This is a genomic window from Streptomyces sirii (assembly GCF_045690365.1).
Classification (GTDB): Bacteria; Actinomycetota; Actinomycetes; order Streptomycetales; family Streptomycetaceae; genus Streptomyces; species Streptomyces sirii.
In genome coordinates this window covers 6,340,833-6,358,741 of the sequence record NZ_CP147982.1, presented here as the reverse complement: position 1 = coordinate 6,358,741, position 17,909 = coordinate 6,340,833, and the positions used below count along the sequence as shown (strand labels likewise).

The following is a 17,909-nucleotide window of genomic DNA, read 5'->3' as shown; positions in this document are numbered from 1 at the left end:
CCGTCGGGCTTACGCCTCGTCGTCCACCCAGCTCATCAGCTTGCGCAGCTGCTTGCCGGTGGTCTCCAGGAGGTGGCCCTCGTCGGCCTTCTTGTACTCGTTGTACTTGGGCAGACCGGCGTTGTACTCCGCCATCCAGTTGTTGGCGAAGGTGCCGTCCTGGATCTCGGTGAGGACCTTCTTCATCTCCGCCTTGGTGGCGTCGGTGATGACGCGCGGGCCGGTGACGTAGTCGCCCCATTCGGCGGTCTCGGAGACCGACCAGCGCATCTTCTCCAGGCCGCCCTCGTACATCAGGTCCACGATCAGCTTCAGCTCGTGGAGGCACTCGAAGTACGCGATCTCCGGCTGGTAGCCCGCCTCGACCAGCGTCTCGAAGCCGGCCTTGACCAGCGCCGAGGCGCCACCGCACAGGACCGCCTGCTCACCGAACAGGTCGGTCTCGGTCTCCTCGGTGAAGGTGGTCTTGATGACGCCGGCGCGGGTGCCACCGATGGCCTTGGCGTACGAGAGCGCCAGCGCGAAGGCGCTGCCCGAGGCGTCCTGCTCGACGGCGGCGATCGCCGGGACGCCACGGCCCTCTTCGTACTGACGGCGGACCAGGTGGCCCGGACCCTTGGGGGCGACCAGCGCGACGTCCACGCCGGCCGGGACCTTGATGAAGCCGAAGCGGATGTTGAAGCCGTGCGCGAAGAACAGCGCGTCGCCGTCCTTGAGGTTGTCCTTGATGGACTCCTCGTAGACCTTCGCCTGGATCGGGTCCGGGATGAGGATCATGATGACGTCGGCCTCGGCGGCCGCCTCGGCCGGGGTCACCACGCGCAGGCCCTGCTCCTCGGCCTTGGCCTTGGACTTGGAGCCCTCGTGCAGACCGACGCGCACGTCGACGCCCGAGTCGCGCAGGGACAGCGCGTGGGCGTGGCCCTGGCTTCCGTAGCCGATCACCGCGACCTTGCGGTTCTGGATGATGGACAGGTCGGCGTCGTCGTCGTAGAACAGCTCGGCCACTTCGGGTATCTCCTTGGATCTAGCGGGGTGCCCACACAGTACGTCGGGCGGGGTCGGGAAAGTCGGTGGGTCTCGCCATACGGTCCGGTCGGGCCGCGGCGGACTCGGTAGATCAGGCCGAACGGTCCAGCGCGCGCAGCGAGCGGTCCGTGATGGACCGGGCGCCACGGCCTATGGCGATCGTGCCGGACTGCACCAGTTCCTTGATGCCGAACGGCTCCAGCATCTTGAGCATGGCCTCCAGCTTCTCGCTGGATCCGGTGGCCTCGATGGTGACCGCCTCCGGGGAGACGTCCACGGTCTTGGCGCGGAAGAGCTGGACGATCTCGACGATCTGCGAGCGGGTCTCGTTGTCCGCGCGGACCTTGACCAGGACCAGTTCGCGCTGGATCGCGGCGGCCGGCTCCAGCTCGACGATCTTCAGGACGTTGACGAGCTTGTTGAGCTGCTTGGTGACCTGCTCCAGCGGCAGCGACTCGACGCTGACCACGATGGTGATGCGGGAGATGTCGGGGTGCTCGGTCACCCCGACCGCGAGCGAGTCGATGTTGAAGCCGCGGCGGGAGAACAGCGCGGCGATCCGGGCGAGGATGCCGGGGGTGTTCTCCACCAGGACGGAGAGCGTGTGCTTGGACATGGTCTTCTCTCTTCTTCCGTGCGTCCGTGTCGTCCTGGGCTCTAGTCGTCTTCGCTGTCGCCGAAGTCGGGACGCACGCCCCGGGCGGCCATGACCTCGTCGTTGGAGGTGCCGGCGGCGACCATCGGCCACACCTGGGCGTCCTCGTGGACGATGAAGTCCACCACGACCGGGCGGTCGTTGATGGCATTGGCCTTGGCGATGACCGCGTCCAGTTCCGCCGGGTCCTCACAGCGCATCGCCACACAGCCCATCGCCTCGGACAGCTTCACGAAGTCCGGGATGCGGGTGCCGGCGCTCGGCTGCTTGCCGTCCGCCTCCGGGCCGCTGTGCAGCACGGTGTTGGAGTAGCGCTGGTTGTAGAACAGGGTCTGCCACTGGCGGACCATGCCCAGCGCGCCGTTGTTGATGATCGCGACCTTGATCGGGATGTTGTTCAGCGCGCAGGTGACCAGCTCCTGGTTGGTCATCTGGAAGCAGCCGTCGCCGTCGATGGCCCAGACCGTGCGGCCGGGCTCCCCGGCCTTGGCGCCCATGGCGGCGGGCACGGCGTAGCCCATCGTGCCGGCGCCGCCGGAGTTCAGCCAGGTGGCGGGCTGCTCGTAGTCGATGAAGTGGGCGGCCCACATCTGGTGCTGGCCGACGCCCGCGGCGTAGATGGTGTCGGCCGGGGCGAGCTGGCCGATCCGCTGGATGACCTGCTGCGGGGACAGGCTGCCGTCGTCCGGCAGGTCGTAGCCCAGCGGGTAGGTCTCGCGCCAGCGGTTGAGGTCCTTCCACCAGGCGCTGTAGTCGCCCTTGTGGCCGGCCTCGTGCTCGGCCTGGACGGCGACGATCAGGTCGGCGATGACCTCGCGGGCGTCACCGACGATCGGCACGTCCGCGGCGCGGTTCTTGCCGATCTCCGCCGGGTCGATGTCCGCGTGGACGACCTTGGCGTACGGCGCGAAGGAGTCCAGCTTGCCGGTGACCCGGTCGTCGAAGCGGGCGCCGAGGGTGATCAGCAGGTCCGACTTCTGCAGCGCGGTGACGGCGGTGACCGCGCCGTGCATGCCGGGCATGCCGACGTGCTGGGGGTGGCTGTCGGGGAACGCGCCCAGCGCCATCAGCGTGGTGGTGACCGGCGCGCCGGTCAGCTCCGCGAGCACCTTCAGCTCGGCGGTGGCGCCGGCCTTGAGCACCCCGCCGCCGACGTAGAGCACCGGGCGCTTGGCCTCGGCGATCAGCCGGGCCGCCTCGCGGATCTGCTTGGCGTGCGGCTTGGTGACCGGGCGGTAGCCGGGCAGCTCGGTGTGCGGCGGCCAGGCGAAGGTGGTCTGCGCCTGGAGGGCGTCCTTGGCGATGTCGACCAGGACCGGGCCGGGGCGGCCGGTGGAGGCGATGTGGAACGCCTCGGCGATCGTCCGGGGGATCTCGGCGGGGTCGGTGACCAGGAAGTTGTGCTTGGTGATCGGCATCGTGATGCCGCAGATGTCCGCCTCCTGGAAGGCGTCCGTGCCGATCGCCTTGGAGGCGACCTGGCCGGTGATCGCGACCAGCGGGACGGAGTCCATGTGCGCGTCGGCGATCGGGGTGACGAGGTTGGTGGCACCGGGACCGGAGGTCGCCATGCACACCCCGACCTTGCCGGTGGCCTGGGCGTACCCCGTGGCGGCGTGCCCGGCGCCCTGCTCGTGGCGGACCAGGATGTGCCGGACCTTCGAGGAGTCCATCATCGGGTCGTACGCAGGCAGGATCGCACCGCCGGGAATGCCGAACACGGTGTCGGCCCCGACCTCCTCCAGCGAACGGATGAGGGACTGCGCGCCCGTGACGTGCTCGACGGTCGCGGGCTGCTGCGGTCCGCCGGAGTTACGGGCCCGCGGCTGCGGATGGTGGGCCCCGGAGGCCTGCTCGGTCATCTGCGTCTCTTCTCGAAGCTGAGGGTTTTGGCGGGATTTGTGAGGTTGCTATGCAACAAAAAACCCCTCGTGCCGTGAGGCAAGCGAGGGGAGCGCGTCGGTGCGGTCAGCTGGGTTTCATCAGGGCCCAGCTTCAGCCGACGCGCTTTCCAAGTACGAGAATTCGGGTGCGCATGGCACTGACCCTCCCCCCGTCGTGCACCGAGTGTCAAGTGGGTGGGACGGAGGTCTCACTATTTGAGCGCAATGGCGGATGCACGAGCGAATCCGGGCCCGCCAGCCCGCCGCGCCGCACGGGCAGTCCGCTTCCGCTGAGCACCACCGCACGGCTCTGTCCGGCCAGGTCCGGGACGGGGTAGCCGGAGTGCGTCAGCGTGCGCCGCAGCCGGTGCTCGTCGAGCGGTCCGGAGAACGCCACGCCCATGCCGTGCGTGCAGCCCATGGAGCGCAGCGCGAGGACCTGCTCGGGCAGATCGACGCCGTCCGCGACGGACTGCATGCCCAGGTCGCCGGCGATCCGCAGCAGTCCGGCGGTGATCTTGTGCAGCCGGGAGGACTCCACCAACCCGTCGACCAGTCCGCGGTCCAGCCGCAGCACGTCGATGGGGAGCCGGCGCAGCGCGCTGATCGCGGCGTACCCGCTGCCGAAGCCGTCCAGGGCGATCCGCACGCCGATGCGGCGCAGCGCGACCAGCCGGCGTTCAAGATCGTCCAGCGGGAGCCGGGGGTCACTTTCGGACAATTCCAGGACGAGCGCGCGCGAGGGCAGGCCATGCCGGGTGAGCAGCGACTCGATGCCCTTGGGGGACAGCGAGCGGTCCAGCAGCCGCCGGGCCGAGAGCCGGACCGCGACCGGGATCTGATGGCCGGCGCGATGGCGCGCCGCGGCCTGCTCGACCGCCTCCTGCAGCTGCCAGCGGTCCAGCTCCGTGGCGCGGTCGCCGTCCTCGGTGTACCGGCCGCGGTCGCCGACCCGCAGGAATTCGGCCGGGGTGAAGAGGATGCCCTGGGCGGAGCGCCAGCGGGCGTGTGCCGCGACCGCGGTGACCCGTCCGCTGGCGAGCTCGACCACCGGCTGGTGCAGCAGCGCGAACTCGCCGTCCTGGAGGGCCGAACGCAGCTTCGTGGCGAGCTCGGCGCGGTGCGCCACCTCGTCCTGCATCTGCGGGGCGTACAACTCCACCCGGCCCTTGCCGGCCTGCTTGGCGCGGTACATCGCCAGGTCGGCGTTGCGCAGCAGCCCCGCGGGGGTGACGCCGGGCTCGGCGAAGGCGACGCCGATGCTGGCGGCGACCCGTACGTCCCGGCCGTCGATGCGGTACGGCTCGGAGAGCTTGATGCGCAGGCGGTCGGCGATCTCGTGGATCCGGAACTCACGGGCGGCGCGGTCGCGGGTGCCGTCGCCCGTGATCAGCGCGGCGAACTCGTCGCCGCCCAGCCGCGCCGCTATGTCCCCGGAGCGCACCGAGTCGCCGAGCCGGCGGGCGGCCTGCACCAGCAGTTCGTCGCCCGCCTGATGCCCGATGGTGTCGTTGACCTGCTTGAAGCCGTCGAGGTCGATGTAGAGCACGGCGGTGTCGTGGTCGCTGGCCCGGCGGCCGGTGACCGCCTTCGTGACGCGTTCGGTGAACAGCGCGCGGTTGGGCAGGTCGGTGAGCGCGTCGTGCGAGGCGTTGTGCTGGAGCTGGGCCTGCAGCCGGACCCGCTCCGTGACGTCACGGGAGTTGAAGATCAGGCCGCCGTGGTGGCGGTTGACCGTGGACTCGACGTTCAGCCAGCCGTCGCCGCCCGAGCGCCGGGCGCCGGCACGGAAGCGGCATTCGATCCGGGTGGTCGGCTCGTCCTCGGGGTCGGCGGCGAGGAACCTGCGGACCTCGTGGACGACCCGGCCGAGGTCCTCCGGGTGGATCAGCGACGCCAGTTCGGAGCCGACCAGCTCCTCCGCGTCCCGCCCGTAGACGCCGGCCGCGGCCGGGCTGACGTAGCGCAGCACACCGGACGGGGCGGCGATCATGATGACGTCGCTGGAGCCCTGCACCAGGGAGCGGAAGTGGTTCTCCTTCTGGGCCAGTTCCTGGGTGAGGGTGATGTTGTCGAGCAGCATGATGCCCTGGCGGACGACCAGCGCGAGGACGACCGTGCAGCCGGTGAAGAGCACCACCCGGTCGATCCGCCGCCCGCCCAGGACGTTGGTGAGGATGCCCAGGGTGCACACCGCGGCGGCGAGATACGGGGTGAGCGCGGCGAGCGAGCCGGCGATGGGGCGGCTGCCGTTCGGCTGCGGGCGGCGGGCGGGCTCGGCCTCCTCGGGCTCCTCCTCGCCCGCGCGGCGGGCGACCCAGGGCGCGTACGCGAGAAGTATCGAGCCGGCGAACCATCCGGCGTCCAGGATCTGGCCGGAGCGGTAGTGCTCGCGCAGCAGCGGCGAGCTGAACAGGGCATCGCACAGCACCGTCAACGCCAGTGCCGCGACGGCGGTGTTGATGGCGGAGCGGTGTACGGACGAGCGCCGGAAGTGCAGCGCGAGCACCATGCTCACCAGCACGATGTCCAGCAGCGGATAGGCCAGCGACAGTGCGCTCTGCGCCACGCTGCGGCCCTGGAAGTGGGCGGTGTGCGCGAGCGCGAGGCTCCAGGAGAGCGTGAGCAGCGACCCGGCGATCAGCCAGGAGTCCAGCCCCAGGCAGACCCAGCCGGCCCGGGTGACCGGCCGCTTGGCGAGCACCAGCAGGCCGACGATGGCCGGCGGCGCGAACAGCAGGAAGCAGAAGTCGGCCAGCGAGGGGCTGGGCACGGTGGTCTGCTCGACGACCTCGTACCATCCCCATACGCCGTTGCCGATGCCCGCCATCCCCGAGGAGGCGGCGAAAAGCATCCAGGCCGGGCGGAACCGGCTGCGGTGCCGGCGCGCGTACAGACCGCAGGAGACCGCAGCCACCAGGGCCGCGAAGCTGAGGCCGAAGTCGCCCATGAACATGGCGACTTGGCGGGAGCCCCAGCCGAAGGCGGCACCGACGGCGTAGCCGCCGCAGACCACGGCCAGGACGACCTGCGGCACCGCGCTCGGCGGACCGCCGACCGGCGCGGTCGACCTGGAGAGCATCGCCCCGGGGGCAGTCACCGTGCTCTCCCGCTGTCCCGCGCGGGGCTTCGTCGCGAACGCTGCGCCCGGGGGCCTCGCCGCGTTCCCGCGGGCGCTCGTGGATCACGCATCTCGCGGATCGTCGATCGGCCATACATCGCCCGTCGCCCCCCTCGCGTTCCGGATCTTTCCCATCGCGCCGCATTCGTCCGGCGCCGTCCCCGATCGGGACGATACACCAGTTCCGTCACTCAGGGACATAGCACCTCTACGGAGCGTGACTGGTAGCGCGATTTGAACACCCCTTGCAGTCGTACGGCCTCGTAGCGCTACGCGCAACCGCTTTCACCGGCGGTGGCGACCACGTTGCGCAGGGGCTCGCCGGCCGCGAAAAGCGTCAACTGCTCCCGCAGCAGCCGCTTCGCACGAGGCAGGAAGGCAGAGCTGGGGCCACCGACGTGTGGAGTGATGAGCACGCCGGGAGCGTGCCACAGCGGGTGTCCGGCGGGCAGGGGTTCCGGATCGGTGACGTCGAGCGCCGCACGAAGCCGCCCGGACTCCAGTTCGCCGAGCAGCGCCTGGGTGTCCACGATCGGGCCGCGCGCGATGTTCACCAGCAGTGCGCCGTCCTTCATCCGCGCCAGGAAATCGCCTCCGACCAGGCCACGGGTGCCTTCGGTGAGCGGAGCGGCGAGCACGACGACGTCCGCCGTGGGCAGGAGGGCGGACAGGTCGGAGAGTGGATGCACAGGGCCGCGCACAGTGTCACGCGCGGTGCGTGCGACGCGCACCACCCGCGCACATTCAAAAGGCGTGAGCCGGTCTTCGATGGCACTGCCGATCGAACCATAGCCCACAATGAGGACCGACTTGTCGGCGAGCGCGGGACGGAAGTCCGGCCGCCACTCCCCCGCGTCCTGACTCCGCACGAAGCCGGGGATGTCGCGCAGCGCCGCCAGGATCAGGGTGAGCGCCAGCTCCGCGGTGCTGGCGTCGTGCAGGCCGCGGGCGTTGCACAGTTGGGCACCGGGCGGCATCTGCGACAGCCCGGGCAGCATGTGCTCGATACCGGCGGTGAGGGTCTGCACGACCCGTACCCGGCTCATCCGGGGCAGCGGGCGCAGGCTCGCCTCCGCGCCCTTCATGTAGGGGACGACGTAGAACGCGCACCGGGCGGGATCGGCCGGGAAGTCGGGGCCGGCGTCCCAGTGGCGGTAGCGGAATCCGTCGGGCAGGCCCTCGATCTCGCCGGGCGGGAACGGGAGCCAGACGTCGTTCGCGTCGGTGCGCTGCTCTGCGGTTGCCATGGCCAGAGGCTATGCGAAGAGATGTTCTGCTCAGACGTTAGTTTGGTCTGGCCCTTGATCGGGGGCGAGGGGACGGAGGCACAACCAGGTGGAGCGCAGGACGATCGGCGCGGCGGCCCTCGAAGTGGGAGCCATCGGGCTCGGCTGCATGCCGATGAGCTGGGGGTACACCGAGTCGCAGCGCAACAAGGAGGGGTCGCTGCGGGCCGTGCACACCGCGCTGGACCGGGGCTCCAGCCTGCTGGACACCGCCGATATGTACGGGCCGTTCACCAACGAACTGCTGGTGGGGCGGGTGCTCAAGGAGCGGCGGGCGGAGGCGTTCGTATCGACCAAGTGTGGGCTGCTGGTCGGCGAGCAGCACATCGTCGCCAACGGGCGGCCCGGGTACGTCAAGCGGGCCTGCGACGCCTCGCTGCGCCGGCTGCAGACCGACCGCATCGACCTCTACCAATTGCACCGGGCCGATCCGGAGGTGCCCATCGAGGAGACCTGGGGGGCGATGGCGGAGCTGGTGGCGGCCGGGAAGGTGCGGTCGCTGGGGCTGTGCGCGGTGGGCGCGCGGGCGGTACGGCAGGCACGGCCGCCGCTCACCGCCCGTACGCAGCGGCGGACGGTGCCTCCGGCGGCGCACCCCCGCTCCCGGATGCACGACGGCACGTTGGCCCAACTGGAGCGCATCCAGCAGGTGTTCCCGGTCAGCAGCGTGCAGGCCGAACTGTCGGTGTGGTCCCCGGAGGCGCTGGAGGAGCTGCTGCCCTGGTGCGCGTCGCGGGGCATCGGATTCCTGGCGGCGATGCCGCTGGGCAACGGCTATCTGACCGGCACCCTCACCCCGGGGCAGGGCTTCGAACCGGCGGACATACGGGCCCGCCACCCGCGCTTCACCGCCGAGATGATGGCCTCGAACCAGCCGGTGGTGGCCGGACTGCGGCGGGTCGGCGACCGGCACGGCGCGAGCCCGGGGCAGGTGGCGCTGGCCTGGGTACTGGCCCAGGGCCGCCATGTCGTCCCCGTACCGGGCACGAAGAAGGACCGGTGGGCCGCGCAGAACGCCGCGGCGGCGGATCTGGTGCTCACCCGCGAGGACCTGGCGGAGATCGCGGCACTGCCGCCGGCGCTGCAGTCCTGGTAGCCGTACGGGTGCCGGTGGCCGCACTGCGGATGCCGACGGCGCGGACGGGCCGAGTGAGCACGTTCGGCGGCCCGATGTGGTGTTCTTGTGCACGCCCCGCCGACGAGAGGACCCACTTCCGTGCAACGCCGTTCCCAGACCGCCGTGTTGGCTGCCGCTTCGCTGCTCCTGGCAGCGGGCTGCTCGTCCGGTGGCGGCAAGCCCCAGGACGGCGGGCGTGCCACCGCTCCGGCGAAGAGCCCCGGTGCCTCGGCGGGCGCCGGCTCGCCGGCCGCCACGCCGTCCTCGACCGCGCCGCCCGCCAAGGGCTCGGTGAAGGTGACCGCCACGCTGACCACCGACCTGAAGTCCCCGTGGGGCGTGGCGGTGCTGCCGGGCGGGGACCTGCTGGTCGCCTCCCGCGACACCGGCAAGATCGTCCGGGTGGCCGCGGACGGCGGGAAGACCACCGAGCTGGGCTCGGTGCCGGGCGTGGACCCCGGGGGCGAGGGCGGACTGCTGGGCATCGCGGTGTCCTCGACGTTCGGCGCGGACCACCAGGTGTACGCGTACTTCACCACCGCCTCCGACAACCGCATCGCGCGGATGATCTACGACGAGAAGCGCCCCCAGGGCGATCAGCTCGGCGCGCCCGACATGATCCTCAGGGGGATCCCCAAGGGGCAGATCCACAACGGCGGGCGGATCGCGTTCGGCCCGGACAAGATGCTCTACGCCGGCACCGGCGAGACCGGCGACGGCCAACTGGCCCAGGACAAGAAGTCGCTCGCCGGCAAGATCCTGCGGATGACCCCGGACGGCGAGCCGGCGCACGGCAATCCCTCGGCCGATTCCGTGGTCTACGACTACGGCCACCGCAATGTGCAGGGCCTGGCCTGGGACGGCGACCACCGGCTGTGGGCCTCGGAGTTCGGGCAGGACACCTGGGACGAGCTCAATCCGATCGAGCCGGGCAGGAACTACGGCTGGCCGGAGGTCGAGGGCAAGCCCAAGGTCGGGCAGGCCGGCGCCGGTTACGTCGACCCGGTCGAGGTGTGGAAGCCCGCGGACGCCTCGCCCAGCGGCATCGCCTACGCCAAGGGCTCGATCTGGATGGCCTCGCTGCGCGGCGAACGGCTGTGGCGGATCGCGCTGAACGGGACGAAGCCGGTGGCGGCGCCGCAGGCCTTCCTGAAGGGCACCTACGGGCGGCTGCGGACCGTCGTGGCGACCGGCGACGGCGGGTTGTGGCTGGTCACCAGCAACACGGACGGCCGGGGCACCCCGCACAAGGGCGATGACCGGATTCTCCGGCTCAAGGTGAGCTGACCCCTTCTGCCCCCTCTTTCGCCTCTGCTGCCTACACTCGGGGCCAGGGGACGGGTGCGCGTCACGCCGAAGAGGGGGCAGGCACCATGTTCAACATCGCCGAGGAGTTGTTCGCACCGGGCCGTCGGCACACCGACGAGGAACGGCAGAAGATGTCGCTCGTCGTCGATGACGTGGGCGACGGCGATCCCGGGACGGGCCCGATAGACCTCTCCTCCGGAGTCGTCGTCATACGGGCGGGACGGGGCACTGCCCCGGACGCCCGAGGTGCGTGCCCGCGGGACCGATCCGCGCGGCCGCGAGGTGCCGGCTGCGGGCCGCGGTGACCGCGCCGACGAACGGCATGGCGAGCAGCGCCAGGAGGATCGGCCCGTAGCCGCCGTCGCTGGACACCGCCATCACCACCACCTCGCCGAAGGCCAGCGCCGTGGCGAGCACGAAGCAGGTCAGTGCCCGCAACGGCCCGGAGGAGACCAGTCGGAGCGGGGCGTAGGCCAGCACCAGGCCGACGACCGCGCCGATCGACGCGCCGGCTGCCAGCGACCCCAGCACCGCGACCGCGGCCAGCACCGGGTCTTCCAGCGTGCTGCCGCCCGGGCCGTTGACATACCGCGTCACCATGACGATCAGCCACAGCACGGCGCACGCACCCGCCGGGATCGCCCCGGCCCGCAGACCGAACACCAGCCCCCGCCGCAGCACGGCGCGCGACTTCCCCATCTCGTCCCCGCATCCCGAAGGCGCCGCCGACGGCCGGCGTCCGCGTCGGCAGTATCCCAGCAGCTCACCGCCCGGTTACGGCGGGCTCGGGCGCGGCCTCGGTCGGGTCAGGAGGCGGCCGGCTCGCCGAACAGGCGCAGCCGGTGGGCCACCGCGCCCGCCTCGCCGCGGCCGGAGACGCCGAGCTTGGCGAGGATGTTGGAGACATGGACGCTGGCGGTCTTCGGGGAGATGAACAGCGTGTCGGCTATCTGGCGGTTGCTGCGGCCCTCGGCGACCAGGCGGAGCACGTCCCGTTCGCGCGGCGTCAGACCGAGCGCCTCGGCGGGGGCGGGGTCGGCGGGGGAACCGTCCCCGGTGGCGCGGCGGGTGGCACCGGCGGTCCTGGTGGCCGCGGGGTCCGGTATCAGCCCGGTCAGCGGGATCCGGGCCCGCTGGGCGAGGAGGGTGAGGTCTTCGGCGAGCGGGCGGGCGCCCATGGCCGTGGCGGCGGTGTGCGCCTGGGTGAGCAGGAGTGCGGCGGCCTCGCGCGGGGTGCGGCCGTCCAGCCCGGCGGTGGCCCGCTCGCCGCCGTGCAGCAGGGACTCGGCCCAGCGGTAGCAGGCCCGGGCGAGCTCGTGCGGGCGCTCCAGGGGCCTGAAGGCGGCGACCACCTCGGCCCAGGCGTCGGGGGTCTCGCGGCCCTCGGCGCGACGGAGTTCGGCGTCGACGGCGAGGGCGTGCGCCTCCCAGACGGGGGCGAGTTGGGGCAGCTTCTTGGCGGTGTCCCGCACGCGGGCCAGGACCGCGGCCCGGCCGGGCTCGGCGGCGGGCAGTCCGCGGGCGTCCGCCTCGGCGGCGGCCGCCGACCACAGCAGCGGCCAGGCGTAGCGCTGGGTACCGGGCGGGCAGCCGGCGTGCAGGACCTGTTCGAGGATGGCGCGGGCGTCGAGGATCCGGTTCTGGTGCACGGCGATGCGCAGGGCGTGCCGCGCGAGCGGGAGGGCGTGCTGCGGCTGGGGGTCGTGGGTGCCGTAGTGCTCACGGGCGACGGCCAGTTCGCGCTCGGCGGCGGCGAGGTCGCCCCGGTCCAGGGCGAGGTCGGTGAGGCGGTTCGCCGCCAGGGCGATCGAGAGGGGGCTCTGGGCGAGCCGGCGGCAGTCGGCGGCGGCCCGGCTCGCCTCCTCCCAGCGGCCCAGCGACTGGAGCGATTCGGCGCGATTCGCCATCACCCAGCAGGTCTTGTCCTTGAGGCCGTAGCGGGTGGTGAGTTCGATGCCCTGCTCGGTGACCTCGGCGGCCTCCCGGGAGCGGCCCACGCCCTCCAGGAAGGACGGGAGGTTGACATGGCCACGCCCGATGGCGGAGAAGTAGCCGCGCTCGACGGCGCGGTCGACGGCCCCGCGGAGATCGGCCAGGCCCTCGTCGACCGCGCCGGAGTCGACCCGCAGACCCGCCAGCGTCAGCCGGGAGTTCAGCTCGGCCTCCTCGTCGCCCACCAACTGGGCCAGCTCCACCGCGCGTTCGGACGTGGCGAAGGTCTCCGGGCCCGGCTCGTGCAGCACCGCCCAGCTGGCGACGGCGGCCAGCACCTCGGCGTGCACGGAGGACGGCGGCAGGCCGCGCACCAGCTCCTGCGCCCTGCCGAGGTCCTCCCAGCCGTTGCCCCGGCCGGTGCCCTGGCAGAGCCGGGAGCGCTGCACCAGGAACCAGGCCGTGCGCAGGGGGTCGTTCTCCTCGCGCAGGGACCGCAGGGCACGCTTGGTGATCGTGAAGGCCCGCTCGCCGTCGCCGGACAGCCGGGCGGCCACCGCGATCTCGGCGAGCAGATCGAGGAAGCGCAGCGCCTCGTCGTCACACCCGCGGGCCGGATAGGCCTCGGTGTAGTCCACCGGGCGGACCCCTTGGCGTACCTCCGGGGGCGCGTCGTCCCACAGCTCCAGGGCGCGGTCCAGCAGCCGCAGCTGCTCGGCGTAGGCATGGCGGCGGCGGGCCTGGACGGAGGCGGCGAGGACGGCGGGCAGCGCCTTGGCCGCGTCATGGGCCTTGTACCAGTAGCTGGCCAGCCGGGCGGCGCAGGCATCGGCGCGCACCAGGGAGGGGTCGGCCTCCAGGGCCTCGGCGTAGCGGCGGTTGAGGCGGGTGCGCTCGCCGGGCAGCAGGTCGTCGACGACGGCCTCGCGTACGAGGGCGTGCCGGAAGCGGTAGCCCGTGCCGTCCTGGGTGGGCACGAGGGTGTTGCTGCCGACGGCGGAGCGCAGCGCCTCGATGAGGTCGTCCTCGGGCATCCGACAGACGGCGGAGAGGAGTTCGTGCTCGATGGTGGAGCCGCCCTCCGAGGCGATCCGCACCACCCGCTGGGCGTCCTCGGGGAGCGCCTCGACGCGCACCAGCAGCAGATCGCGCAACGGGTCGCTGAGCCCGTGCAGACAGCCGTCGGCGAGGCTGCGGGCCAGCTCCTCGACGAAGAAGGCGTTGCCCTCGGAGCGCTTGAAGACCCGGTCGACGGTGGCCTCTTCGGGATCGCTGCCGTTGATCCCCGCTATCTGGGAGCGGACCTCGTCCCTGTTGAAGCGGGCCAGCTCGACCCGTCGGACGGTCCGCATCCGGTCGATCTCGGCGAGGAAGGGGCGCAGCGGATGGCGGCGATGGATGTCGTCGGAGCGGTACGTCGCCACCAGCAGGACGCCGGCGTCGTGCAGCGCCCTCAGGAGGTAGGCGAACAGCTCGCGGGTGGAGCGGTCGGCCCAGTGGAGGTCCTCGATGACGATGACGAGGGTGCGGTCGGCGGCGAGTCGCTCCAGGAGCCGGGCGGTCAGCTCGAAGAGGCGGGCGCGGCCGATCTCCTCGTCGTGCGCCTCGCCCGGCGTCTCCCCCAATTCGGGCAGGATGCGGGCCAGTTCGCCCTCCTGGCCGGCGACGGCGGCGGCGAGCTCGTCGCGCAGATGCCAGTTGAGGGTGTGCAGGATCGCGGAGAACGGGGCGAAGGGCAGGCCCTCGGAGCCGATCTCGATGCAGCCGCCGAGCGCGACCAGCGCGCCCCGGGCACGCGCGGCCTCGCTGAACTCCTCGATGAGGCGGGTCTTGCCGACCCCGGCCTCGCCCCCGATGAGCAGGGCCTGCGGCTCACCGGAGGCCGCGATACGGGCGAGCGCGTCGCCCAGCGCGGCGAGTTCGGCCGCGCGGCCGACGAACACGGGACTGACGGACCTGTTCTCCACGCTGCCGAGCATCGCACAGGCCTCTGACAATCCGGCAGGGGGTTTCGACACGGCGGGGTTTCCCGGTCCTCGGGACCCGGGGAGGGTCAGGCGGCGGCGCGGCGTACGCGCCACCGCCGGCCCCGCCCGCTGCTCACCCGCCCTTCGGGTTCGTTCTCCCCGGAGCGGGCGGCGGCGCCGCGCCCGGCGCGCACGGCGCCGGTCGCCTCGCGGACCAGGCGCTGCCGGTCGGCCTCGCGGCGCAGCTCTTCGTAGCGGACCCGCATTTCCAGTTCGGAGGTGTACACGGTGGTTCTCCCTTGAGGCGTGGGCTTCTTGATGTGCTCAAGCCTCGTCGCCAAGGGGGGTAAGCCGCATCGGGAGGGTTCCCGATCTTTCCCTACGGGGGGTGCTTAGAAACCCGACCACGCGTGCCTCCTACACCGGTTCCTGCCTTAGGCGCCCGGCCCGGCGCCCTTAGGGATGCTGGGCAGGCTCCCGAACAGGTCGAGGTACATACCGGCGGAGATCAGGATCCCCAGTACGGCGAGCGCCAGTCCGGCCCAGGCGACGGCGCGCACCCAGGGTGCGCGGGGGCGGCTCAGCACCACCGCGGCGACGATCGCGGCGAGCACCGCGAAGACGCCGTTGACCAGGGCGGTGGTGTGCCACGGGGTGCCGTACACGGTGGCGATCTGGTCGGTGGCCTTGCCCGTCTGGAGCTTGATCTGGCCCAGCAGCGTCTGCCGCTCGGCCATCAGCGTGCCGAGCCAGGTGCCGGTGACGGACGCCAGGCCGAGCCCGGCGGCGACGACGGCACCGGCGCCGGCGGCGACCCCGGTGGCGGGCGGTGCGGGGGCGGTGCCCTCACCGTCGTCGCCGAGGCCGTCCTCGCCGTTGTCGTCGTCCTGCCCGGCGGCGCCCGCCTCCTTGGCGGCCTCGGGCTCCGCGCTCTCGGCCTCGGCGCCCGCGGTCTCCGCGCCCTCCGCCTTCTCTTCCTCCGCGGCGGCGGCCTGCGCCGGCACGGTCTCGTCGTCGGTTCGCTTCTCGGTCGTCCTGGTCGTTCCCATGGGCGCGACCGTAGGTGCCGCGTCTGAGAGCGAGATGAGAACGCGGTGAGAGGCCGGCGCGTCCGGTGGCCGGGAGGCGGCTGCGGGCCGGACAAAGGCCCCGCGGCACGCCCTACGCGCGCACCAGCGGCCGTTCTCCGCCCGGCTCCGGCGCGCCGTCGTCGTCCGACTCCGGCGCGGTCTCGTCCGGCGACGGCGGCGGCTCGATGCTGATCCGGGGCAGCAGGCGGCCGAGCCAGGACGGCAGCCACCAGTTGGCACCGCCCAGCATGTGCATCAGGGCCGGGACCAGCAGCGTACGGAGGACGAAGGCGTCCAGCGCGACGGCGGAGGCCAGGCCGATGCCGAACATCGCGATGGTCCGGTCGCCGCTGAGGACGAAGGCCGCGAACACCGCGATCATGATGACAGCCGCCGAGTTGATCACCCGGCTGGTCTCGGCGAGCCCGACCCGTACCGCCCGGCGGTTGTCGCGCGTGAGCTGCCACTCCTCGTACATCCGCGACACCAGGAACACCTGGTAGTCCATGGACAGCCCGAACAGCACCGACACCATGATCACCGGCAGGAACGGCTCGATCGGCCCGGCGCTGCCCAGCCCCAGCAGCTCGCTCCCCCACCCCCACTGGAAGATCGCGACGACGATCCCGAAGGACGAGGCGACGGCCGCGACGTTCATCAAGGCGGCCTTGAGAGGTATGCCGATGCTCCGGAAGGCGAGCAGCAACAGGAGCGAGCCGAGCGCCACGACCACGCCGATGAACAGCGGCAGCTTGCCGACGATGACGGACGCGAAGTCGTCATAGCTCGCGGTGATACCGCCGACCCGCACCTGCATCGTGGTCCCGTCGGCGGCCTTGGGGAGCACGTCCGTGCGCAACCGCTCCACCAGGTCGGAGGTCTGCCGGGACTGCGGTGAGCTGTCCGGTACGACGGTGATCAGCCCCGTGCTCCGGCTCCCGTCGAACTGCGGGCGGCTGACCTCGGCGACGCCGGGCGTGGTGCGCAGCCGGTGCGGCAACTCGTCGAAGGCGATCCGGTCCTTGGGGCCGTCGAGGGCGCCGACGAGGGTCAGCGGGCCGTTGAACCCGGGCCCGAAGCCGCTGCCGGGGCCGTCCCCGGGCCCGCCTCGCGCCAGCAGGTCGTAGGCCTTGCGGGTGGTGGACGTGGCCGGGTTGTTGCCCTGGTCCGAGGTGCCCAGGTGGAGCCCGAAGGCGGGCAGTGCGAGGGCGAGCATCACGGTGGCCGCGGTCACGCCGAGCAGCTTGGGGTGCCGCTCGACGAAGCCGGCCCAGCGGGCGGCGATGCCGGCGCGCCGCTCGGGCCGCGGCCCCTCCTCGGCGAGCCTGCGCCGCTCCCGCCGGCCGAGCACCCGCATCCCGATCAGCCCGAGCAGCGCCGGCAGCAGCGTCACGGACGCGGCCACGGTCAGGACGACGGTGAGCGAGGCGGCCAGCGCGACGCCGTTGAGGAAGTTCAGCCGCAGCATCAGCATGCCGAGCAGCGCGATGCACACCGTGGCCCCGGCGAAGACGACCGCGCGCCCGGATACACAGACGGCGCGCTCGGCGGCCTGTTGGACCGACATCCCCGCCCGCAGGCCCTTCCGGTGCCGGGTGACGATGAACAGCGCGTAGTCGATGCCCACGCCGAGGCCGATCAGGCTGCCGAGCATCGGCGCGAAGTCGGCGACGGTCATGGCGTGGCTGAGCAGGCTGATACCGGCCGAGGCGGTGCCGACGGCGGCCACCGCGGTGACGATCGGCAGGAACGTCGCGGCGAGCGAGCCGAAGGCGAGGAAGAGCACCACGGCCGCGGCGCCGATCCCGATGATCTCCGGGAGCTGGGCCCGCGGGGCTTCGGTGAGCGCGATGCCCGCGCCGCCCAGCTCGACCTGGAGGCCGTCGCCGGCCGCGGCCTGCGCGGTGTCGACGACCCGCTGGACCTCGGCCGCCTCCAGTTCGTCGGCGGGCCGGTCGAAGACCAGGGAGGCGTAGGCGGTGTGTCCGTCCTCGCTGATCCGCCGCGCGCCGTGCGCACCGTCGCCACGGCCGCCGTAGGGGTCCCGCACCTCCGAGACACGGGGCAGCTCGGCGACCTTCTCCAGGGTCTGCCGCATGGTCTTCTCGACCGCGCCGGAGCGCACCGTTCCGCGGTCGGTGTGCCACACGATGGTGTCGCTGTCCCCGGACTGCCGCGGAAACGCCTTCGCCATCAGGGCACTCGCCCGCCCGGATTCGGTCCCCGGCACCTCATAGTCGTTCGAGTACGCGGACCCGGTGACGCCCGCGGCGACGGCGGCGCCCGCGAAGGCTGCGAGCCAGAGAACGATCACCACGATGCGGCGCCTGAGACACCACCGAGCAAGAGCGGTCACGGACCTCGACTGCTTCCCGGGTTGATGCGTCGATAACTCCCGGGTACGGGTGGTGCCGAGCGCGGATGTACGGGGACGGGCGGACGGACCGCCAACCGGTCGGGCGAGCGGCGGGTCCTGACAGGGCAGAGTGACACCCCGCAGAGATCCTTTGCGTGCTTTGTGGAATTCCCCACAAAGCACCG

General features: G+C 72.2%; 13 protein-coding genes. 3 read left to right on the top strand and 10 right to left on the bottom strand.

Annotated elements, in window-relative coordinates; translation table 11 throughout:
- Positions 1 to 9: 9 nt before the first annotated feature.
- The 5 genes from ilvC to WAB15_RS28715 all read right to left on the bottom strand — a co-directional run bounded on the left by ilvC (position 10) and on the right by WAB15_RS28715 (position 7,935).
- Positions 10 to 1,008: a ketol-acid reductoisomerase gene (gene ilvC / locus WAB15_RS28735; protein WP_399147122.1), complete on the bottom strand. Its 999-nt coding sequence runs from the start codon at positions 1,006 to 1,008 to the stop codon at positions 10 to 12.
- Between the two features lie 112 nt (positions 1,009 to 1,120).
- Entirely contained in the window at positions 1,121 to 1,645 is a 525-nt protein-coding gene (gene ilvN, locus WAB15_RS28730; protein WP_384431750.1) for an acetolactate synthase small subunit, read from the bottom strand.
- A gap of 41 nt (positions 1,646 to 1,686) precedes the next feature.
- Positions 1,687 to 3,546 (bottom strand): acetolactate synthase large subunit, encoded by a 1,860-nt coding sequence (locus tag WAB15_RS28725; RefSeq protein ID WP_399147121.1) that lies wholly within the window; start codon positions 3,544 to 3,546, stop codon positions 1,687 to 1,689.
- Between the two features lie 208 nt (positions 3,547 to 3,754).
- The gene (locus WAB15_RS28720) at positions 3,755 to 6,667 is read right to left on the bottom strand and encodes a putative bifunctional diguanylate cyclase/phosphodiesterase (RefSeq protein WP_407288004.1); all 2,913 of its coding nucleotides are present in this window, start codon (positions 6,665 to 6,667) and stop codon (positions 3,755 to 3,757) included.
- Between the two features lie 290 nt (positions 6,668 to 6,957).
- Positions 6,958 to 7,935, bottom strand: a complete 978-nt coding sequence (locus WAB15_RS28715) for a 2-hydroxyacid dehydrogenase (protein ID WP_407288003.1) — start codon at positions 7,933 to 7,935, stop codon at positions 6,958 to 6,960.
- Positions 7,936 to 8,023: 88 nt separating this feature from the next.
- On the opposite strand from WAB15_RS28715, the gene WAB15_RS28710 reads away from it, so the two are divergent.
- From WAB15_RS28710 to WAB15_RS28700, 3 genes are all read left to right on the top strand, one after another.
- Entirely contained in the window at positions 8,024 to 9,070 is a 1,047-nt protein-coding gene (locus WAB15_RS28710) for an aldo/keto reductase (protein WP_399147118.1), read from the top strand.
- 120 nt (positions 9,071 to 9,190) lie between these two features.
- Complete coding sequence (locus tag WAB15_RS28705; RefSeq protein WP_407288002.1) at positions 9,191 to 10,378, top strand: PQQ-dependent sugar dehydrogenase; 1,188 nt, start codon at positions 9,191 to 9,193, stop codon at positions 10,376 to 10,378.
- An 86-nt stretch (positions 10,379 to 10,464) separates the two neighbouring features.
- The gene (locus WAB15_RS28700; protein ID WP_399147116.1) at positions 10,465 to 10,704 is read left to right on the top strand and encodes a DUF6191 domain-containing protein; all 240 of its coding nucleotides are present in this window, start codon (positions 10,465 to 10,467) and stop codon (positions 10,702 to 10,704) included.
- On the opposite strand, the gene WAB15_RS28695 is transcribed toward WAB15_RS28700, so the two are convergent.
- The 5 genes from WAB15_RS28695 to WAB15_RS28675 form a co-directional block, all read right to left on the bottom strand.
- Positions 10,607 to 11,098: a hypothetical protein gene (locus WAB15_RS28695; protein ID WP_407288001.1), complete on the bottom strand. Its 492-nt coding sequence runs from the start codon at positions 11,096 to 11,098 to the stop codon at positions 10,607 to 10,609. The genes WAB15_RS28700 and WAB15_RS28695 overlap by 98 nt on opposite strands.
- Positions 11,099 to 11,205: 107 nt before the next feature.
- On the bottom strand, positions 11,206 to 14,310 hold the full coding sequence (locus WAB15_RS28690; RefSeq protein WP_407288000.1) for an AAA family ATPase: 3,105 nt from the start codon (positions 14,308 to 14,310) through the stop codon (positions 11,206 to 11,208).
- A 74-nt stretch (positions 14,311 to 14,384) separates the two neighbouring features.
- Positions 14,385 to 14,585, bottom strand: coding sequence for a hypothetical protein (locus WAB15_RS28685; RefSeq protein WP_407287999.1), 201 nt, complete (start codon positions 14,583 to 14,585; stop codon positions 14,385 to 14,387).
- A gap of 147 nt (positions 14,586 to 14,732) precedes the next feature.
- Positions 14,733 to 15,347, bottom strand: a complete 615-nt coding sequence (locus tag WAB15_RS28680) for a hypothetical protein (RefSeq protein WP_407287998.1) — start codon at positions 15,345 to 15,347, stop codon at positions 14,733 to 14,735.
- Positions 15,348 to 15,459: 112 nt separating this feature from the next.
- Positions 15,460 to 17,724, bottom strand: a complete 2,265-nt coding sequence (locus WAB15_RS28675; RefSeq protein ID WP_407287997.1) for an MMPL family transporter — start codon at positions 17,722 to 17,724, stop codon at positions 15,460 to 15,462.
- Positions 17,725 to 17,909 lie beyond the last annotated feature (185 nt).